Annotated in this window: 12 protein-coding genes; all 12 read left to right on the forward strand. The window is 60.8% G+C overall.

Going from position 1 to position 13,865, the window contains the following annotated elements:
* The first annotated feature begins 13 nt into the window (after nucleotides 1-13).
* The 12 genes from fliD (at nucleotide 14) to fliJ (ending at nucleotide 13,858) form a co-directional block, all read left to right on the forward strand.
* Nucleotides 14-1,477: a flagellar filament capping protein FliD gene (gene fliD / locus B2D37_RS03415; protein WP_079201398.1), complete on the forward strand. Its 1,464-nt coding sequence runs from the start codon at nucleotides 14-16 to the stop codon at nucleotides 1,475-1,477.
* 98 nt (nucleotides 1,478-1,575) lie between these two features.
* Nucleotides 1,576-1,956, forward strand: a complete 381-nt coding sequence (fliS, locus tag B2D37_RS03420) for a flagellar export chaperone FliS (protein WP_079201399.1) — start codon at nucleotides 1,576-1,578, stop codon at nucleotides 1,954-1,956.
* 12 nt (nucleotides 1,957-1,968) lie between these two features.
* The gene (locus B2D37_RS03425) at nucleotides 1,969-2,265 is read left to right on the forward strand and encodes a flagellar protein FliT (RefSeq protein WP_079201400.1); all 297 of its coding nucleotides are present in this window, start codon (nucleotides 1,969-1,971) and stop codon (nucleotides 2,263-2,265) included.
* 352 nt (nucleotides 2,266-2,617) lie between these two features.
* The gene (locus B2D37_RS03430; RefSeq protein WP_079201401.1) at nucleotides 2,618-4,090 is read left to right on the forward strand and encodes a sigma-54 dependent transcriptional regulator; all 1,473 of its coding nucleotides are present in this window, start codon (nucleotides 2,618-2,620) and stop codon (nucleotides 4,088-4,090) included.
* A gap of 577 nt (nucleotides 4,091-4,667) precedes the next feature.
* The gene (locus B2D37_RS03435; protein WP_079204890.1) at nucleotides 4,668-5,882 is read left to right on the forward strand and encodes a PAS domain-containing sensor histidine kinase; all 1,215 of its coding nucleotides are present in this window, start codon (nucleotides 4,668-4,670) and stop codon (nucleotides 5,880-5,882) included.
* A gap of 4 nt (nucleotides 5,883-5,886) precedes the next feature.
* Nucleotides 5,887-7,290, forward strand: coding sequence for a sigma-54 dependent transcriptional regulator (locus B2D37_RS03440; RefSeq protein WP_079201402.1), 1,404 nt, complete (start codon nucleotides 5,887-5,889; stop codon nucleotides 7,288-7,290).
* Between the two features lie 796 nt (nucleotides 7,291-8,086).
* Nucleotides 8,087-8,416, forward strand: a complete 330-nt coding sequence (fliE, locus tag B2D37_RS03445; protein ID WP_079201403.1) for a flagellar hook-basal body complex protein FliE — start codon at nucleotides 8,087-8,089, stop codon at nucleotides 8,414-8,416.
* A gap of 16 nt (nucleotides 8,417-8,432) precedes the next feature.
* Nucleotides 8,433-10,229, forward strand: coding sequence for a flagellar basal-body MS-ring/collar protein FliF (fliF, locus tag B2D37_RS03450; protein ID WP_079201404.1), 1,797 nt, complete (start codon nucleotides 8,433-8,435; stop codon nucleotides 10,227-10,229).
* Nucleotides 10,222-11,238 (forward strand): flagellar motor switch protein FliG, encoded by a 1,017-nt coding sequence (gene fliG / locus B2D37_RS03455; protein WP_079201405.1) that lies wholly within the window; start codon nucleotides 10,222-10,224, stop codon nucleotides 11,236-11,238. The genes fliF and fliG overlap by 8 nt, the downstream gene beginning before the upstream one ends.
* A gap of 15 nt (nucleotides 11,239-11,253) precedes the next feature.
* Complete coding sequence (gene fliH, locus B2D37_RS03460) at nucleotides 11,254-12,054, forward strand: flagellar assembly protein FliH (protein WP_079201406.1); 801 nt, start codon at nucleotides 11,254-11,256, stop codon at nucleotides 12,052-12,054.
* The gene (fliI, locus tag B2D37_RS03465; RefSeq protein ID WP_079201407.1) at nucleotides 12,044-13,408 is read left to right on the forward strand and encodes a flagellar protein export ATPase FliI; all 1,365 of its coding nucleotides are present in this window, start codon (nucleotides 12,044-12,046) and stop codon (nucleotides 13,406-13,408) included. The genes fliH and fliI overlap by 11 nt, the downstream gene beginning before the upstream one ends.
* Nucleotides 13,409-13,858 carry a flagellar export protein FliJ gene (gene fliJ / locus B2D37_RS03470; RefSeq protein WP_079201408.1) on the forward strand — a complete coding sequence of 150 codons (450 nt, stop codon included), beginning with the start codon at nucleotides 13,409-13,411 and terminating at the stop codon, nucleotides 13,856-13,858. It begins immediately after the preceding gene.
* The last annotated feature ends 7 nt before the right edge of the window (nucleotides 13,859-13,865 follow it).

Below are 13,865 nucleotides of genomic sequence, written 5' to 3' on the forward strand. Positions count from 1 at the left end.
ACGGAGGTGCGACATGGCAGGCATTACAGGTATCGGTTCCGGCATGGACATCGACGCTATTGTCAAAGCCATGGTTGGCGCCGAACAGGCACCTAAGCAGGGCCAGCTAAGCAAGCTGGAAAGCAGAACCACCACGCAATTGACTAACTTGGGCCAGTTGAAAGGGGCCATCAGCAGTTTTCAGACCGCTCTGGCCGCGCTCAACAGCCCTTCGTCTTTTCTGGCGCGCACCGCCAGCTCTTCCGACGCCAAGGTGTTGAGCGCCAGCGCCAGTCAGAGCGCCGCAGCCGGCACTTACCAAATTGAAGTCACCCAGTTGGCCGCCAGCAGCAAGGTCGCGTTGGCCGCGGTGCCGGCCGATGAGGGTAAAACCCTGTCCAGTGGCACCCTGTCGATCAAGGTGGGCAGCGAAAGCATGCTGGATCTCGTGGTCGACTCCAGCAACAACACATTGGCGGGCATCCGCGACGCCATCAACAAGGCCGCTGCCGGTGTCAGTGCCAGCATCGTGACGGATGACCAGGGCGCTCGCCTGGTGCTTACCAGCAGCAAGCAGGGCGCGGGTAACGATATAACCGTCGAGGTTTCCGATGTCGGCGTTGATGGCGATACCGCGCTGAGCCAGTTGGCGTTCGCCGGTGCTGCCACAGAGCCCGACGTGGCGGACTATCCGGGCGGCGCAGCCGATCCTGATTACCTGGCTGCAGTGCAAGCCTATAACGAAGCCGGCAAGGTCATCGGCACTGCGCAAAGCGCCAAGCTGACTGTCGATGGCTTGAGTGTCACCCGTGACTCCAACAACATCAGCCAGGTCATCGGCGGTGTCGGTATCGACCTCAAGACCCTGGGCGCCAGTACCCTCACGGTTGCCCGGGATCAGGCCGGCGTAAAAGCCAACGTGCAGAAGTTTGCCGATGCTTACAACACTATGATCAAGTTCATCAATTCGGCGACCAAGGTCACCGTGGTGAACGATACCAGTGCCCCCGTAACCGGGGCCCTGCTGGGTGACAGCTCGGTCCGTTCATTGGTGAACATGGTGCGCAACGAGATGGTTGCGATGCAGGGCGACGGGGCGGTTCGGGTACTCGCCGATCTTGGTGTCACCACGCAGCAGGACGGTACGCTGAAAGTCGATGCAGACCGATTGGCTAAGGTTGTCACCAATGATTCCGATGCAATCGCGGCGTATTTCACCGGTGATAGTGGCCTGGCTGCACGCTTGGCCGGCAAGCTGACCGCCTATACTGAAGGCAATGGCATCCTGGAACAGCGTACCGAATCTCTGCAATCGACCCTGAATAAGGTCGATAAGCAAAAGACCGAACTGACAACGCGCATGACCGCATTAAGTGAGCGCCTCTATAAGCAATTCAACGCGATGGATGCCCTTGTCGGTCAGCTGAAAAGTACCAGTGACAACCTTGCGTCTCTGTTCGACAGCATGCCGGGTGTGGTCAGTAGCAATAAAAAGTAAAAAATCGGTTATTTCAACGTCTAACCCCCTTTTTCCATAAAGCTCTGAGCCTCGTTGCCGATACAACTATCAGTAACGATTAACCAGGAGAGCTTTCCATGTATGCGATGTCAGCCATGAAGCAATATCAGCGCGTCAGCGTGCAAAGTGAAGTGTTCGAGGCCAGCCCCCATCGTTTGATTCAGATGTTGATGGAAGGTTGTTTGGAGCGTATCGCTCAAGCACGCGGTGCTCTCGGGCGAAATTTGCTTGCTGAAAAAGGCGAGTTGATCGGTAAGGCCATCTCAATTATTGGTGGCTTGCGCGAGCCGCTGGATCATCAAGCGGGTGGCGAGCTTTCGCACAATCTCGACAGTTTGTACGACTACATGATCAGCCGTTTGCTTGAAGCAAATCGTGCAAACGATGTGGCCCTTCTCGATGAGGTGTCTAGCCTGTTGCGCGAAGTAAAGTCGGGTTGGGATGGCATCGCTGCGTAAGAGAGAATACTCATGGCCAGTTCTTTACAGCAGTTGGAAACCACTCGTCTTGCAATGGTTGAGGCGGTTGCCTGTGAGCAATGGCAGCGTATTGCCGAGCTTGATGGCCTTTGTCGTGAGCATGTCACCGAAGCAATGCAGGCGAGCGACACCGATCAGCAGTCATTACGCGCAACCTTCGAGCAGCTGTTAGAGCTTTATGCAGTGATGCTGGAACGTTGCAAGCAACAGCGTGATGACCTCGGCAGCGAGCTGATGCAGCTGAACCAGGCCCAGCAGGGGGCCAAGGTTTACCAGTTGTTCGGTTGATGGGGCCGCTGGGTTGGTACAGTTAGTAGGATGGTGTTGAGCGCAGCGATACCCATCCAGCGATGTATGCCCGCGGACTGACCCTTGGCCAATGTGTCGGTATGCCGATGGCTTACGGCGCATACAAAATGCGGTCTTGATCGACGCTATCTAGCGGCTAACCCATCCTACGGGGCTGGTTTCCCCCCTTCTTGCAAACAATCGCTTAGGCAATTGGTCGGGCAGATCAAAAAAAGCACGCCATAAAATTGACTGCGCTCGTGAAATTGACTTTACTAGCGGCCAATTGCCAGCGTAGTTGTCGTGTTCGACGGCGTGCGCTTCCGTTCGCTCCCAGGATCAGATCAAAAATATGTGGCGTGAAACGAAAATTCTGCTGATTGACGATGACAGTGAGCGCCGTCGTGATTTGACGGTGATCCTGAATTTCCTGGGTGAAGATCATCTCGCGTGTAGCAGCCATGACTGGCAGGATGCGGTCGCTCCATTGGCCTCTAGTCGGGAGGTGCTCAGCGTCTTGCTCGGTGATGTGCAGGCCAAGGGTGGGGTGCTTGAGATGCTCAAGCAGTTTGCTGGCTGGGATGAGTTCCTGCCGATCCTGCTGATCAACGAGTATGCCGCTGCGGAATGGCCGGAAGAGTTGCGCCGCCGTGTGTTGGCGACCCTGGATATGCCGCTTAGCTACAACAAACTGCTCGACTCCTTGCACCGCGCCCAGGTCTACCGTGAAATGTACGATCAGGCGCGCGAGCGCGGTCGCCAGCGTGAAACGAATCTGTTCCGCAGTCTGGTCGGTACCAGCCGCGCCATTCAGCATGTGCGGCAGATGATGCAGCAGGTGGCCGATACCGAAGCCAGTGTGTTGATCCTCGGCGAGTCGGGCACCGGTAAAGAGGTGGTGGCGCGCAATCTGCACTATCACTCCAAGCGTCGCGAGGGGCCTTTTGTGCCGATCAACTGTGGCGCGATTCCCGCGGAGTTGCTGGAAAGCGAACTGTTCGGCCATGAGAAGGGTGCCTTTACCGGCGCTATCACCAGCCGCGCCGGGCGTTTCGAGTTGGCCAATGGCGGCACCCTGTTCCTCGATGAAATTGGCGACATGCCGCTGTCGATGCAGGTCAAGCTGCTGCGTGTGCTGCAAGAACGCACCTACGAGCGGGTGGGCAGCAACAAGACGCAAAGTGCCGATGTGCGCATCATCGCGGCGACCCACAAGAATCTGGAGGATATGATCGAGGCGGGCAGTTTTCGCGAGGATCTCTACTACCGGCTGAATGTATTCCCCATCGAGATGGCGCCGCTGCGCGAGCGTATCGAAGATATTCCCTTGTTGATGAACGAGCTGATCTCGCGCATGGAGCACGAGAAGCGCGGCTCGATCCGTTTCAACTCGGCGGCGATCATGTCGTTGTGCCGCCACGACTGGGCGGGCAATGTGCGTGAGCTGGCCAATCTGGTCGAACGCATGGCGATCATGCATCCCTATGGGGTGATCGGCGTCGGTGAACTGCCGAAGAAATTCCGCCATGTCGACGATGAAGACGAGGATTTGACCGCCAGCCTGCGTGAGGATCTGGAGGAACGCGCGGCCATCATCGCCGGGCTGCCGGGCGTCAGTACGCCAGCCATGCTGCCGGCCGAAGGCCTCGATCTGAAAGACTACCTGGGCAACCTCGAGCAGGGCTTGATCCAGCAGGCGCTCGATGACGCCAGCGGTGTAGTGGCCCGGGCGGCAGAGCGTTTGCGCATTCGCCGCACCACCCTGGTCGAGAAAATGCGCAAGTACGGCATGAACCGGCGCGACGACGAAGTGCTGGAAGACTGAGAGGTTGTGAAAAAACCTCGCCTACTGCGGGCGCACGATATTTCCACCGTCTCTGAGTAGTGTCGCGTTGCTTTGTTTGCGCTGCTCTGGTGGGAGGGGACTTGTCCGCGAATGGATATTTCAGCCGTAGGTTGGGTTAGCCGCGGGCACCTATCCTGAATCAAGCTCAGCCTTGAACCGCAGCGTAACCCAGCATGGCGTCAGCCGGTATGCCGTATCTGATGGGTTACGCCGCATTCAAAACGCTGCCTTGATCGAAGCTCTGTGGCGGCTAACCCATCCTACGGGTCTGCTTCAGCTGCGATGCTTTCAGCGTCTTCAAGGTCCATCGCGGCTAAAGCCCCTCCCACGACAGTCCTGAGTTGAACCGACATTTCAACGTTGTCGCGATACCAGCCAGTGGTCAGCGAGTCAGGCTCTTGGCGCCATTCCATTCTATTCAGCCGGAGCTTTGACGTAATTGGTGGATTGGTTTTTCAAGCCATTGAAAAACAAGTATTTTTTATTTAGGCACGGGTATTGCTATCTCTTCTGCTAACTGACTGTCTTATGACGGCTCGCCAGGCGAGAGAGAATGATGAAGCCCAACGCCCAACCCGCCCATAGTGCCGAACTCGAACCTACTGCTCCTCAGGAATTGGCCGGTCGCACGAGCCTGGAGCAGGCCTTTGCGCGGTTCACCCAGATGTCGACTCAGTTCAGTGAGTCCTACAGCATGCTGGAGGATCGGGTTGCCGAGTTGAAGGGGCAGTTGGCCCTGGTCAGCGCCCAGCGCATGCAGGAGCTGGCCGAGAAGGAACGCCTGGCCTACCGCTTGCAAAGCCTGCTGGATCTGCTGCCCGGTGGGGTAATCGTCATCGACGGGCAGGGTGTGGTGCGTGAAGCCAATCCGGTGGCGCGCAATCTGCTCGGTCTGCCGCTGCTTGGGATGCTCTGGCGCCAGGTTATCGCGCGCAACTTCGCGCCGCGTGAGGACGATGGCCACGAGATCTCCCTGAAAGATGGTCGGCGCCTGTCGATTGCCACTCGCTCGTTGCAAGGCGAGCCGGGGCAGTTGGTACTGCTCACTGACCTGACAGAAACCCGGCGCTTGCAGGATCAGCTGGCGCGGCATGAGCGTTTGTCCGCGCTGGGGCGCATGGTCGCCTCTCTGGCTCATCAGATTCGTACACCGCTCTCGGCGGCGTTGCTCTATGCCAGCCATTTGACCGAGCAGGTGTTGCCGGTCGAGCAGCAGCAGCGCTTCGCCGGGCGCTTGAAAGAGCGGCTGCATGAGCTGGAGCACCAGGTGCGCGACATGCTGATCTTTGCCCGTGGCGACTTGCCACTGCCGGATCGCCTGACGCCCAAGGCCGTATTCGAGGCCCTGCAGGCGGCGGCCGAACCCCATGTGCGCGGCATGACGGTGCGTTGGCAATGCGACAGTCGAGACGGCGAGTTGCTGTGTAACCGCGACACCCTGGTCGGCACCGTGCTCAATCTGATCGAGAACTCGGTCCAGGCCGCCGGGCGCGAGGCGCGCTTGAAGATTCATCTGTATCAGCGTGGAAACAGCTTGCGCCTGTGCATCAGCGACAGCGGCCCAGGCATTGATAGCGTCACCCTGGCTCGCCTGGGCGAACCCTTCTTCACCACCAAGACCACCGGGACCGGCCTCGGTCTGGCCGTGGTCAAGGCGGTGGCGCGCGCCCATCAGGGTGAATTGCAGATGCGTTCACGAATCGCGCGTGGCACCTGCGCCTTATTGATTTTGCCGTTGATTCCCGCGGCGCAACCCTTGATTCAGGAGTAACACCATGGCTGCCAAAGTTCTGCTGGTCGAAGACGACCGCTCCCTGCGCGAAGCCCTGGCCGATACCCTGGCGCTGGGCGGCCACGACTACCGGACGGTGGATTGTGCCGAGGCGGCGCTCGTGGCCCTGGCGCAAGAACCCTTCGGCTTGGTGATCAGCGACGTGAACATGCCGGGCATGGACGGCCACCAGTTGTTGGCGCTGATTCGCCAGCGCCAGCCACAACTGCCGGTGTTGCTGATGACGGCCTTCGCGGCGGTCGAGCGTGCGGTGGACGCGATACGCCAGGGCGCGGCGGATTATCTGGTTAAGCCGTTCGAGCCGAAGACCTTGCTGGCGCTGGTCGATCGGCATGCCCTCGGGCGCGTGACGGCGACCGAGCAGGACGGTCCGGTGGCGCTGGAGCCGGCCAGCGTGCAATTGCTCGAGCTGGCGACGCGGGTGGCGCAGAGCGATTCGACGGTGTTGATCACCGGCGAGTCCGGCACCGGCAAGGAGGTGTTGGCGCGCTTCATTCACCAGCAGTCGCCGCGGGCGGCGAAGCCCTTCGTTGCGATCAACTGCGCGGCGATTCCCGACAACATGCTCGAAGCCACGTTGTTCGGCCATGAGAAAGGCTCTTTCACTGGCGCCATTGCCAGCGCGCCGGGCAAGTTCGAGTTGGCCGAGGGCGGCACCATTCTGCTTGATGAAATTTCCGAAATGCCGCAAGGCTTGCAAGCCAAGCTGTTGCGCGTGCTGCAGGAGCGTGAAGTGGAGCGGGTGGGTGGGCGCAAGCCGATCAGCCTGGACATTCGCGTGCTGGCCACCAGTAACCGCGACCTGGCCGGCGAAGTGGCGGCGGGGCGCTTCCGTGAAGACCTCTACTATCGCCTGTCGGTCTTCCCGCTGGCCTGGCAGCCGTTGCGCCAGCGGCCGGCAGACATCTTGCCGTTGGCCGAGCGGCTGCTGGCCAAGTACGTCAAAAAAATGAATCACGCGCCTATCCGTATTTCGCCGCAGGCGCAGGCGAGCCTGGTGAGTCATGCCTGGCCGGGTAATGTGCGTGAGCTGGATAACGCCATTCAACGCGCGCTGATTCTGCAGCAGGGCGGTTTAATCCAGCCGCAAGATCTGTGTCTGACGGTCGCCGCTAGCAGTCTAGCGCCTGCGCCTAAGCCGCTCCTGGCGGTGGTGCCGGCGAGCGTTCCGGTGACGGCGGAGGTTGTTCCAGCGGAGGCTGGCGCCTTGGGTGAAGACCTGCGTCGACATGAGTTCCAGATGATCATCGACATCCTGCGCTCCGAGCGTGGGCGTCGCAAAGAGGCCGCCGAGCGCCTGGGGATAAGCCCGCGCACCCTGCGCTACAAGCTGGCGCAGATGCGCGATGCCGGCATGGATGTAGAGGCCTATCTGTTTGCCAGCTAGCACTGGCAGCTGCAAGCCGTAAGCGTTCAAGCGGCAAGTCCGTAGCCCGATGGATGAATTCCAGCGTAATCCGCGAATGCCCCGTGCCCGCAGACGCCATGCTGGGGTCGGGATCACGGCTTGCATCAGCCCTGCAGTGGGTTGGCTGGCCTGGGCGGCGAACCGTTCGGAGCGCAGCGACAGCCCGCCAGCTGTGTGCCGCGCTGGTGATCCACGGTGCACTGCCTATGGCGAGTGATACCCGGATTGCGGATTGTTGCAAATTCTGCGGTTTGTCCGTAGGGCGGCTTCGGAGCGCAGCGACAACCCGCCAGCTTGTATGCCGCGCCGATAAACCAATGGTGCACTGCCTTCGGCGAGTGACACCCTACGGACGGATTATGCCGGGACTAAGGCAATCGTCGCTTTGTGTACGTCCAAACCCACATAGACTTGGTTAAACTCGTTCATGACCTGCCCCCCTCGATGCGGCTCTGTGTTGAAGGTGTTCCCACCCCGAAAACATAACCCGCGTTTTCGAGGTGGGACAGGTCAATCCATGATGTCTACGGATTGTGGATTGCTCGAGGTTGTAGGCCCGGGCGGCGTTCCGTTCGCAGCGCAGCGACAGCCCGCCAGATTTGCAACGCGCCGATCATCCACGGCGTACTGCTTCGCGAGTACGCCCTACGGGGTGGTGTCATGCCCATGGCCTTGATGGCGCTCCCCATTCCCTGTCTTACCTGGCACCTTTGTTGCAACCTCCTCTGGCAAGAGCCGCGTAGTGTCAAAAAACCGCGGCCAGTGGAGGAAGGTCATGAGCCAGGGTATTGAATTCAACCGCTTGATGCTGGAAATGCGTTCCATGCAAACCGAGGCGATGGCGCGGCAGAAGCCTGTCGCCAGCGCACCGGAGGCCGGCGCTCCGAGCTTCTCGGATATGCTTGGTCAGGCGGTGAACAAGGTCAATGAAACCCAGCAGGCCTCCAACCAACTGGCCACGGCCTTTGAGATGGGCAAGAGCGGCGTGGACTTGAGCGATGTGATGATTGCCTCGCAGAAAGCCAGCGTGTCTTTCCAGGCCATGACCCAGGTTCGCAACAAACTGGTTCAGGCGTATCAAGACATCATGCAGATGCCGGTTTAAGGGTAGGTTCTAGATCATGGCCGACGCACTCGCCACCAACGTTCCCGCCACCACTGCTGGCAATGATTCGAGCAAGCCGCTGTTCGGCCTGGCGTTTCTGGAAAATCTCTCGGATATGTCGATGCTGCGCCAACTCGGCCTGCTGGTCGGTCTGGCTGCCAGCGTGGCGATTGGTTTTGCCGTGGTGCTCTGGTCGCAACAGCCGGACTACCGTCCGCTGTATGGCAGCCTGGAAGGGATGGACGCTTCCCAGGTCATGCAAACCCTGGGCGCCGCCGACATCAGTTATACCGTCGAGCCAAATTCAGGCGCTCTGTTGGTCAAGGCCGATGATTTGGCGCGCGCGCGCATGCGTCTGGCCGCTGCCGGCGTGGCACCGAGCGATAACAACATAGGTTTTGAGATTCTCGACAAGGAACAGGGGCTCGGCACCAGCCAGTTCATGGAAGCCACCCGTTACCGGCGTGGCCTGGAAGGCGAGCTGGCGCGCACCGTGTCCAGTATCACCAACGTCAAGGGCGCGCGGGTGCACCTGGCTATTCCGAAGAGCTCGGTGTTCGTGCGTGACGAGCGCAAGCCCAGCGCCTCCGTATTGGTCGAGCTGTATTCCGGGCGCAATCTGGAGCCGAGCCAGGTGATGGCCATTATCAATCTGGTCGCCAGTAGTGTGCCGGAGATGGACAAGGCTCAAGTCACTGTGGTCGATCAGCGGGGCCGCCTGTTGTCCGACCAGCAGGAGATGTCCGAGCTGAGCATGGCCGGCAAGCAGTTCGACTACAGCCGGCGCATGGAGAGCATGCTCACCCAGCGCGTGCACAGCATTCTGCAGCCGGTGCTGGGTGCCGGGCGTTACAAGGCCGAAGTGTCGGCCGATGTAGATTTCAGCGCGGTCGAGTCCACCTCGGAAATGTTCAACCCGGATCAGCCGGCGTTGCGCAGTGAGCAGCAGGTCAATGAGCAGCGCAGTACTGGCAGTCTGTCGCCGCAAGGCATTCCGGGTGCGCTGAGCAATCAGCCGCCGGGCGCGGCAACAGCCCCTCAGCAGGCCGGTGGCGCGGCTGCCGTAGCCGGGGCGATTGCCGCGGGTCAACCGCTGGTGGACGTCAACGGCCAGCAGGTCATGGATCCGCTGACCGGTCAGCCGATGCTGGCGCCGTTCCCCGCGGACAAGCGCGAGCAATCGACGCGCAATTTCGAACTGGATCGCTCGATCAGTCACACCAAGCAGCAGCAGGGACGCTTGCGCCGGTTGTCGGTGGCGGTGGTCGTCGACGATCAGTTCAAGGTCGATGCCGCCACTGGCGAAACCAGCCGCATGCCCTGGAGCGTCGACGAATTGGCACGCTTTACCCGGCTGGTACAGGATTCGGTCGGCTTCGACGCCAGTCGCGGCGACAGCGTGAGCGTGATCAATTCACAGTTCTCCGCGGTCCAGGGCGAAGAAATCATCGCTATCCCGTTCTATACCCAGCCGTGGTTCTGGGACATCGTCAAGCAAGTGCTCGGCGTGCTGTTCATTCTGGTATTGGTCTTTGGTGTGTTGCGCCCGGTGCTGAACAATATCACCGCTGGCGGTAAAGGCCGGGGGCTGATGGCTGGTGGGCGCAATGGCGATGTCGAACTGGGTGAGATGGGTGGCCTGGACGGCGAGCTGGCGGCCGACAGGGTCAGCCTCGGCGGCCCGCAAAGCATCCTCCTGCCTAGCCCGAGCGAGGGGTATGATGCGCAGCTGAATGCAATCAAGAGCCTGGTGGCGGAAGACCCGGGTCGGGTCGCCCAAGTGGTGAAAGAGTGGATCAACGACGATGAGTGACAACCGTACAGCCGCCAAGTTGAGCAAGGTCGAGAAGGCCGCGATCCTCTTGCTTTCACTCGGTGAAACCGATGCCGCGCAGGTGCTGCGCCACCTTGGGCCGAAGGAAGTGCAGAAGGTTGGCGTGGCCATGGCCGGCATGCGCAACGTGCACCGCGAGAAGGTCGAGCAGGTGATGGGCGAATTCGTCGACATTGTCGGCGACCAGACCAGCTTGGGCGTGGGCGCGGACGGCTATATCCGCAAGATGCTGACCCAGGCGCTGGGCGAAGATAAAGCCGGCAACCTGATCGACCGCATCCTGCTCGGCGGCAGCACCAGCGGCCTGGACAGCCTGAAGTGGATGGAACCGCGCGCGGTGGCCGATGTGATCCGCTACGAGCATCCGCAGATTCAGGCGATTGTGGTAGCGTACCTCGACCCCGACCAGGCCGGTGTAGTGCTCGGTCATTTCGACCACAAGGTGCGTTTGGATATCGTTCTGCGCGTGTCCTCGCTGAATACCGTGCAACCGGCGGCACTCAAGGAACTCAACCAGATTCTCGAGAAGCAATTCTCCGGCAGCTCCAATAGCACGCGCGCCACTATGGGTGGGGTCAAACGGGCGGCCGACATCATGAACTTCCTCGACAGCTCGACCGAAGGTCAGTTGATGGACTCGATCCGCGCAGTCGACGAAGACTTGTCGTCGCAGATCGAAGACCTGATGTTTGTCTTCGACAACCTCGCCGAGGTCGACGACCGCGGTATCCAGGCGCTGCTGCGCGAGGTTTCCTCCGATGTGCTGGTGCTGGCGCTCAAGGGCGCAGACGAGGCGATCAAGGAAAAGGTGTTCAAGAACATGTCCAAGCGCGCGGCCGAGTTGCTGCGCGACGACCTGGAAGCCAAGGGCCCGGTGCGGGTCAGCGACGTGGAAACGGCGCAGAAGGAAATTCTCACCATTGCCCGGCGCATGGCCGAAGCCGGGGAAATTGTCCTCGGTGGCAAGGGTGGCGAAGAGATGGTTTAACCGGAGAAGATCGGCATGGCCCCCAAGGAAGCGCCCAGCGAGTTGATTCGCGCCCAGGACATCAGCGTTATCGATCGCTGGGCCTTGCCCAGCTTCGACCCGCATGTCGAGGGTGCCGCCCCTGATCCTGCGAGCGAGGCGGCCGCGGCCGAGGCCGCCCAAGCACTGCCGGCCGAGTCCGAGGATGTGGCGCTGGAGGACGTCAAGCCATTGACACTGGATGAGCTGGAGGCGATACGTCAAGACGCCTACAACGAAGGCTTCAGTACCGGTGAAAAGGACGGTTATCACAGCGGTCAGCTGAAAGCCAAACAGGAGGCCGATGCCACCCTGGCAAGCAAAATGCTCGCCGTCGAGCAGCTGATGCAGCAGCTGTTCGAACCCATCGCCGAGCAGGATCAGCAGCTCGAAGTGGCACTGGTCAACCTGGTCAGCCACATGGCCCGTGAGGTGATCCAGCGCGAGCTGAGTAGCGACTCCAGCCAGATTCGCCAGGTCTTGCGCGAAGCCCTCAAGTTGCTGCCCATGGGGGCCGGCAACGTGCGTATTCATCTCAACCCGCAAGACTTCGATATGGTCAAAGCCCTGCGCGAGCGCCACGAAGAAAGCTGGCGCATAGTCGAAGACGACGCCTTGTTGCCCGGCGGTTGCCGGGTCGAGAGCGAGCACAGTCGCATCGATGCGAGCATCGAAACCCGCCTCAGCCAGGCGCTCAAGCAGCTGTTCGAGCAACAGCGCGAACAAGCCACGCATCCGCTGGAGGCCGATCTGCAGATCGACCTGGGCGCGGCAGAGGAACCACCCCATGCGTCTTGAGCGCACCAGTTTCGCCAAGCGGCTGGCCGGCTACAGCGAGGTGGTGAAGCTTCCCAGTCAGCCCGTGGTCGAAGGACGCTTGCAGCGCATGGTTGGCCTGACCCTGGAGGCCGAGGGGCTGCGCGCCGCTCTCGGCAGCCGCTGCTTGGTGATCAACGATGACAGCTATCACCCGGTGCAAGTCGAAGCCGAGGTGATGGGCTTCTCCAACGACAAGAGCTATCTGATGCCGGTTGGCAGCCTGGCCGGCATTGCGCCTGGGGCACGGGTAGTGCCGATACCGGACAGCGGCCGTTTGCCGATGGGCAAGTCGATGCTCGGCCGGGTGCTCGATGGCACCGGGCGTGCGCTGGACGGCAAGGGCGGGATGAAGGCCGAAGACTGGGTGCCGATGGATGGGCCGACGATCAACCCGCTGAAACGTCACCCGATCAGCCAGCCACTGGATGTCGGCATCCGCAGCATCAATGGCCTGCTCACGGTCGGACGCGGCCAGCGTATCGGGCTGTTCGCCGGCACCGGGGTCGGCAAGAGTGTGTTGCTGGGCATGATGACGCGTTTTACCGAGGCCGATATCATCGTGGTCGGCCTGATCGGCGAGCGTGGCCGCGAGGTCAAGGAATTCATCGACGAGATCCTCGGTGCCGAAGGCATCAAGCGTTCGGTGGTGGTTGCCTCGCCCGCAGACGATGCGCCACTGATGCGTCTGCGGGCGGCGATGTATTGCACGCGCATCGCCGAATACTTTCGTGACAAGGGCAAGAACGTCCTGTTGCTGATGGACTCGTTGACCCGTTTCGCCCAGGCCCAGCGCGAAATCGCCCTGGCCATTGGCGAGCCGCCGGCGACCAAGGGTTACCCGCCGTCGGTATTTGCCAAGTTACCCAAATTGGTCGAGCGCGCCGGTAATGCCGAAGAGGGTGGCGGTTCGATCACGGCGTTCTACACGGTCTTGAGTGAAGGCGACGATCAGCAGGATCCGATTGCCGACGCCGCGCGCGGCGTGCTCGACGGTCACATTGTGCTATCACGGCGTCTGGCCGAGGAGGGCCATTACCCGGCCATCGACATCGAAGCCTCGATCAGCCGGGTCATGCCGCAAGTGGTGACGAGTGAGCACCAGCGTAGCGCGCAGCGCTTCAAGCAGCTGTGGGCACGCTATCAGCAGAGCCGCGACCTGATCAGTGTCGGCGCCTATGTGCCCGGTGGCGATGCCGATACCGACCTGGCCATCGCGCGTCAGCCGGCGATGGTCAGATACCTGCGTCAGAGCCTGGACGAAAGTGAAAGCCTGGAACGCAGCAGTGCGCTGCTGGCGGCGACCTTCAATCCCAATGCCGCGCCGGGGGGCTAAGTGTCGACAAGTCGCGCCGCGCGCCTGGCGCCAGTTATCGTCATGGCCGAGCGTGCCGAACGCGAGGCCGCCATGCAGCTTGGCCACTGTCAGGGGCTGCTGAGCCAGGCTCAGGTCAAGTTGGGCGAGCTGGAACAGTACCGTGGTGATTATCAGCAACAGTGGATCAGCGAAGGTCAGCGCGGTGTTTCCGGGCAATGGCTGATGAACTATCAGCGTTTTCTTTCCCAGTTGGAAACCGCCATCGGCCAGCAGCGTCAGACCGTGGCCTGGCATGGCAGCAATCAGGACAAGGTGCGGGTGGTTTGGCAACAGCGTTATGCGCGCCTGGAAGGTCTGCGCAAGTTGGTTCAGCGTTATCAGGAGGAGGCCCGCCTGAGTGCGGACAAACGCGAGCAAAAACTCCTCGATGAGTTGGCACAACGCGTGCGCCGGGACGATTCCGCTTGATTGCCTG

It is taken from the genome of Pseudomonas sp. CC6-YY-74 (genome assembly GCF_002025205.1).
GTDB classification, from domain to species: Bacteria; Pseudomonadota; Gammaproteobacteria; order Pseudomonadales; family Pseudomonadaceae; genus Aquipseudomonas; species Aquipseudomonas paeninsulae.

What these genes read in the sequence shown, in the direction of transcription:
- B2D37_RS03430 (WP_079201401.1), top strand. Translation starts at nt 2,618, where the DNA reads ATGTGGCGTGAAACGAAAATTCTGCTGATTGACGATGACAGTGAGCGC.
- B2D37_RS03440 (WP_079201402.1), top strand. Translation starts at nt 5,887, where the DNA reads ATGGCTGCCAAAGTTCTGCTGGTCGAAGACGACCGCTCCCTGCGCGAA.
- fliF (WP_079201404.1), top strand. Translation starts at nt 8,433, where the DNA reads ATGGCCGACGCACTCGCCACCAACGTTCCCGCCACCACTGCTGGCAAT.
- fliS (WP_079201399.1), top strand. Translation starts at nt 1,576, where the DNA reads ATGTATGCGATGTCAGCCATGAAGCAATATCAGCGCGTCAGCGTGCAA.
- fliH (WP_079201406.1), top strand. Translation starts at nt 11,254, where the DNA reads ATGGCCCCCAAGGAAGCGCCCAGCGAGTTGATTCGCGCCCAGGACATC.
- fliG (WP_079201405.1), top strand. Translation starts at nt 10,222, where the DNA reads ATGAGTGACAACCGTACAGCCGCCAAGTTGAGCAAGGTCGAGAAGGCC.
- fliD (WP_079201398.1), top strand. Translation starts at nt 14, where the DNA reads ATGGCAGGCATTACAGGTATCGGTTCCGGCATGGACATCGACGCTATT.
- fliI (WP_079201407.1), top strand. Translation starts at nt 12,044, where the DNA reads ATGCGTCTTGAGCGCACCAGTTTCGCCAAGCGGCTGGCCGGCTACAGC.
- fliE (WP_079201403.1), top strand. Translation starts at nt 8,087, where the DNA reads ATGAGCCAGGGTATTGAATTCAACCGCTTGATGCTGGAAATGCGTTCC.
- B2D37_RS03425 (WP_079201400.1), top strand. Translation starts at nt 1,969, where the DNA reads ATGGCCAGTTCTTTACAGCAGTTGGAAACCACTCGTCTTGCAATGGTT.
- B2D37_RS03435 (WP_079204890.1), top strand. Translation starts at nt 4,668, where the DNA reads ATGAAGCCCAACGCCCAACCCGCCCATAGTGCCGAACTCGAACCTACT.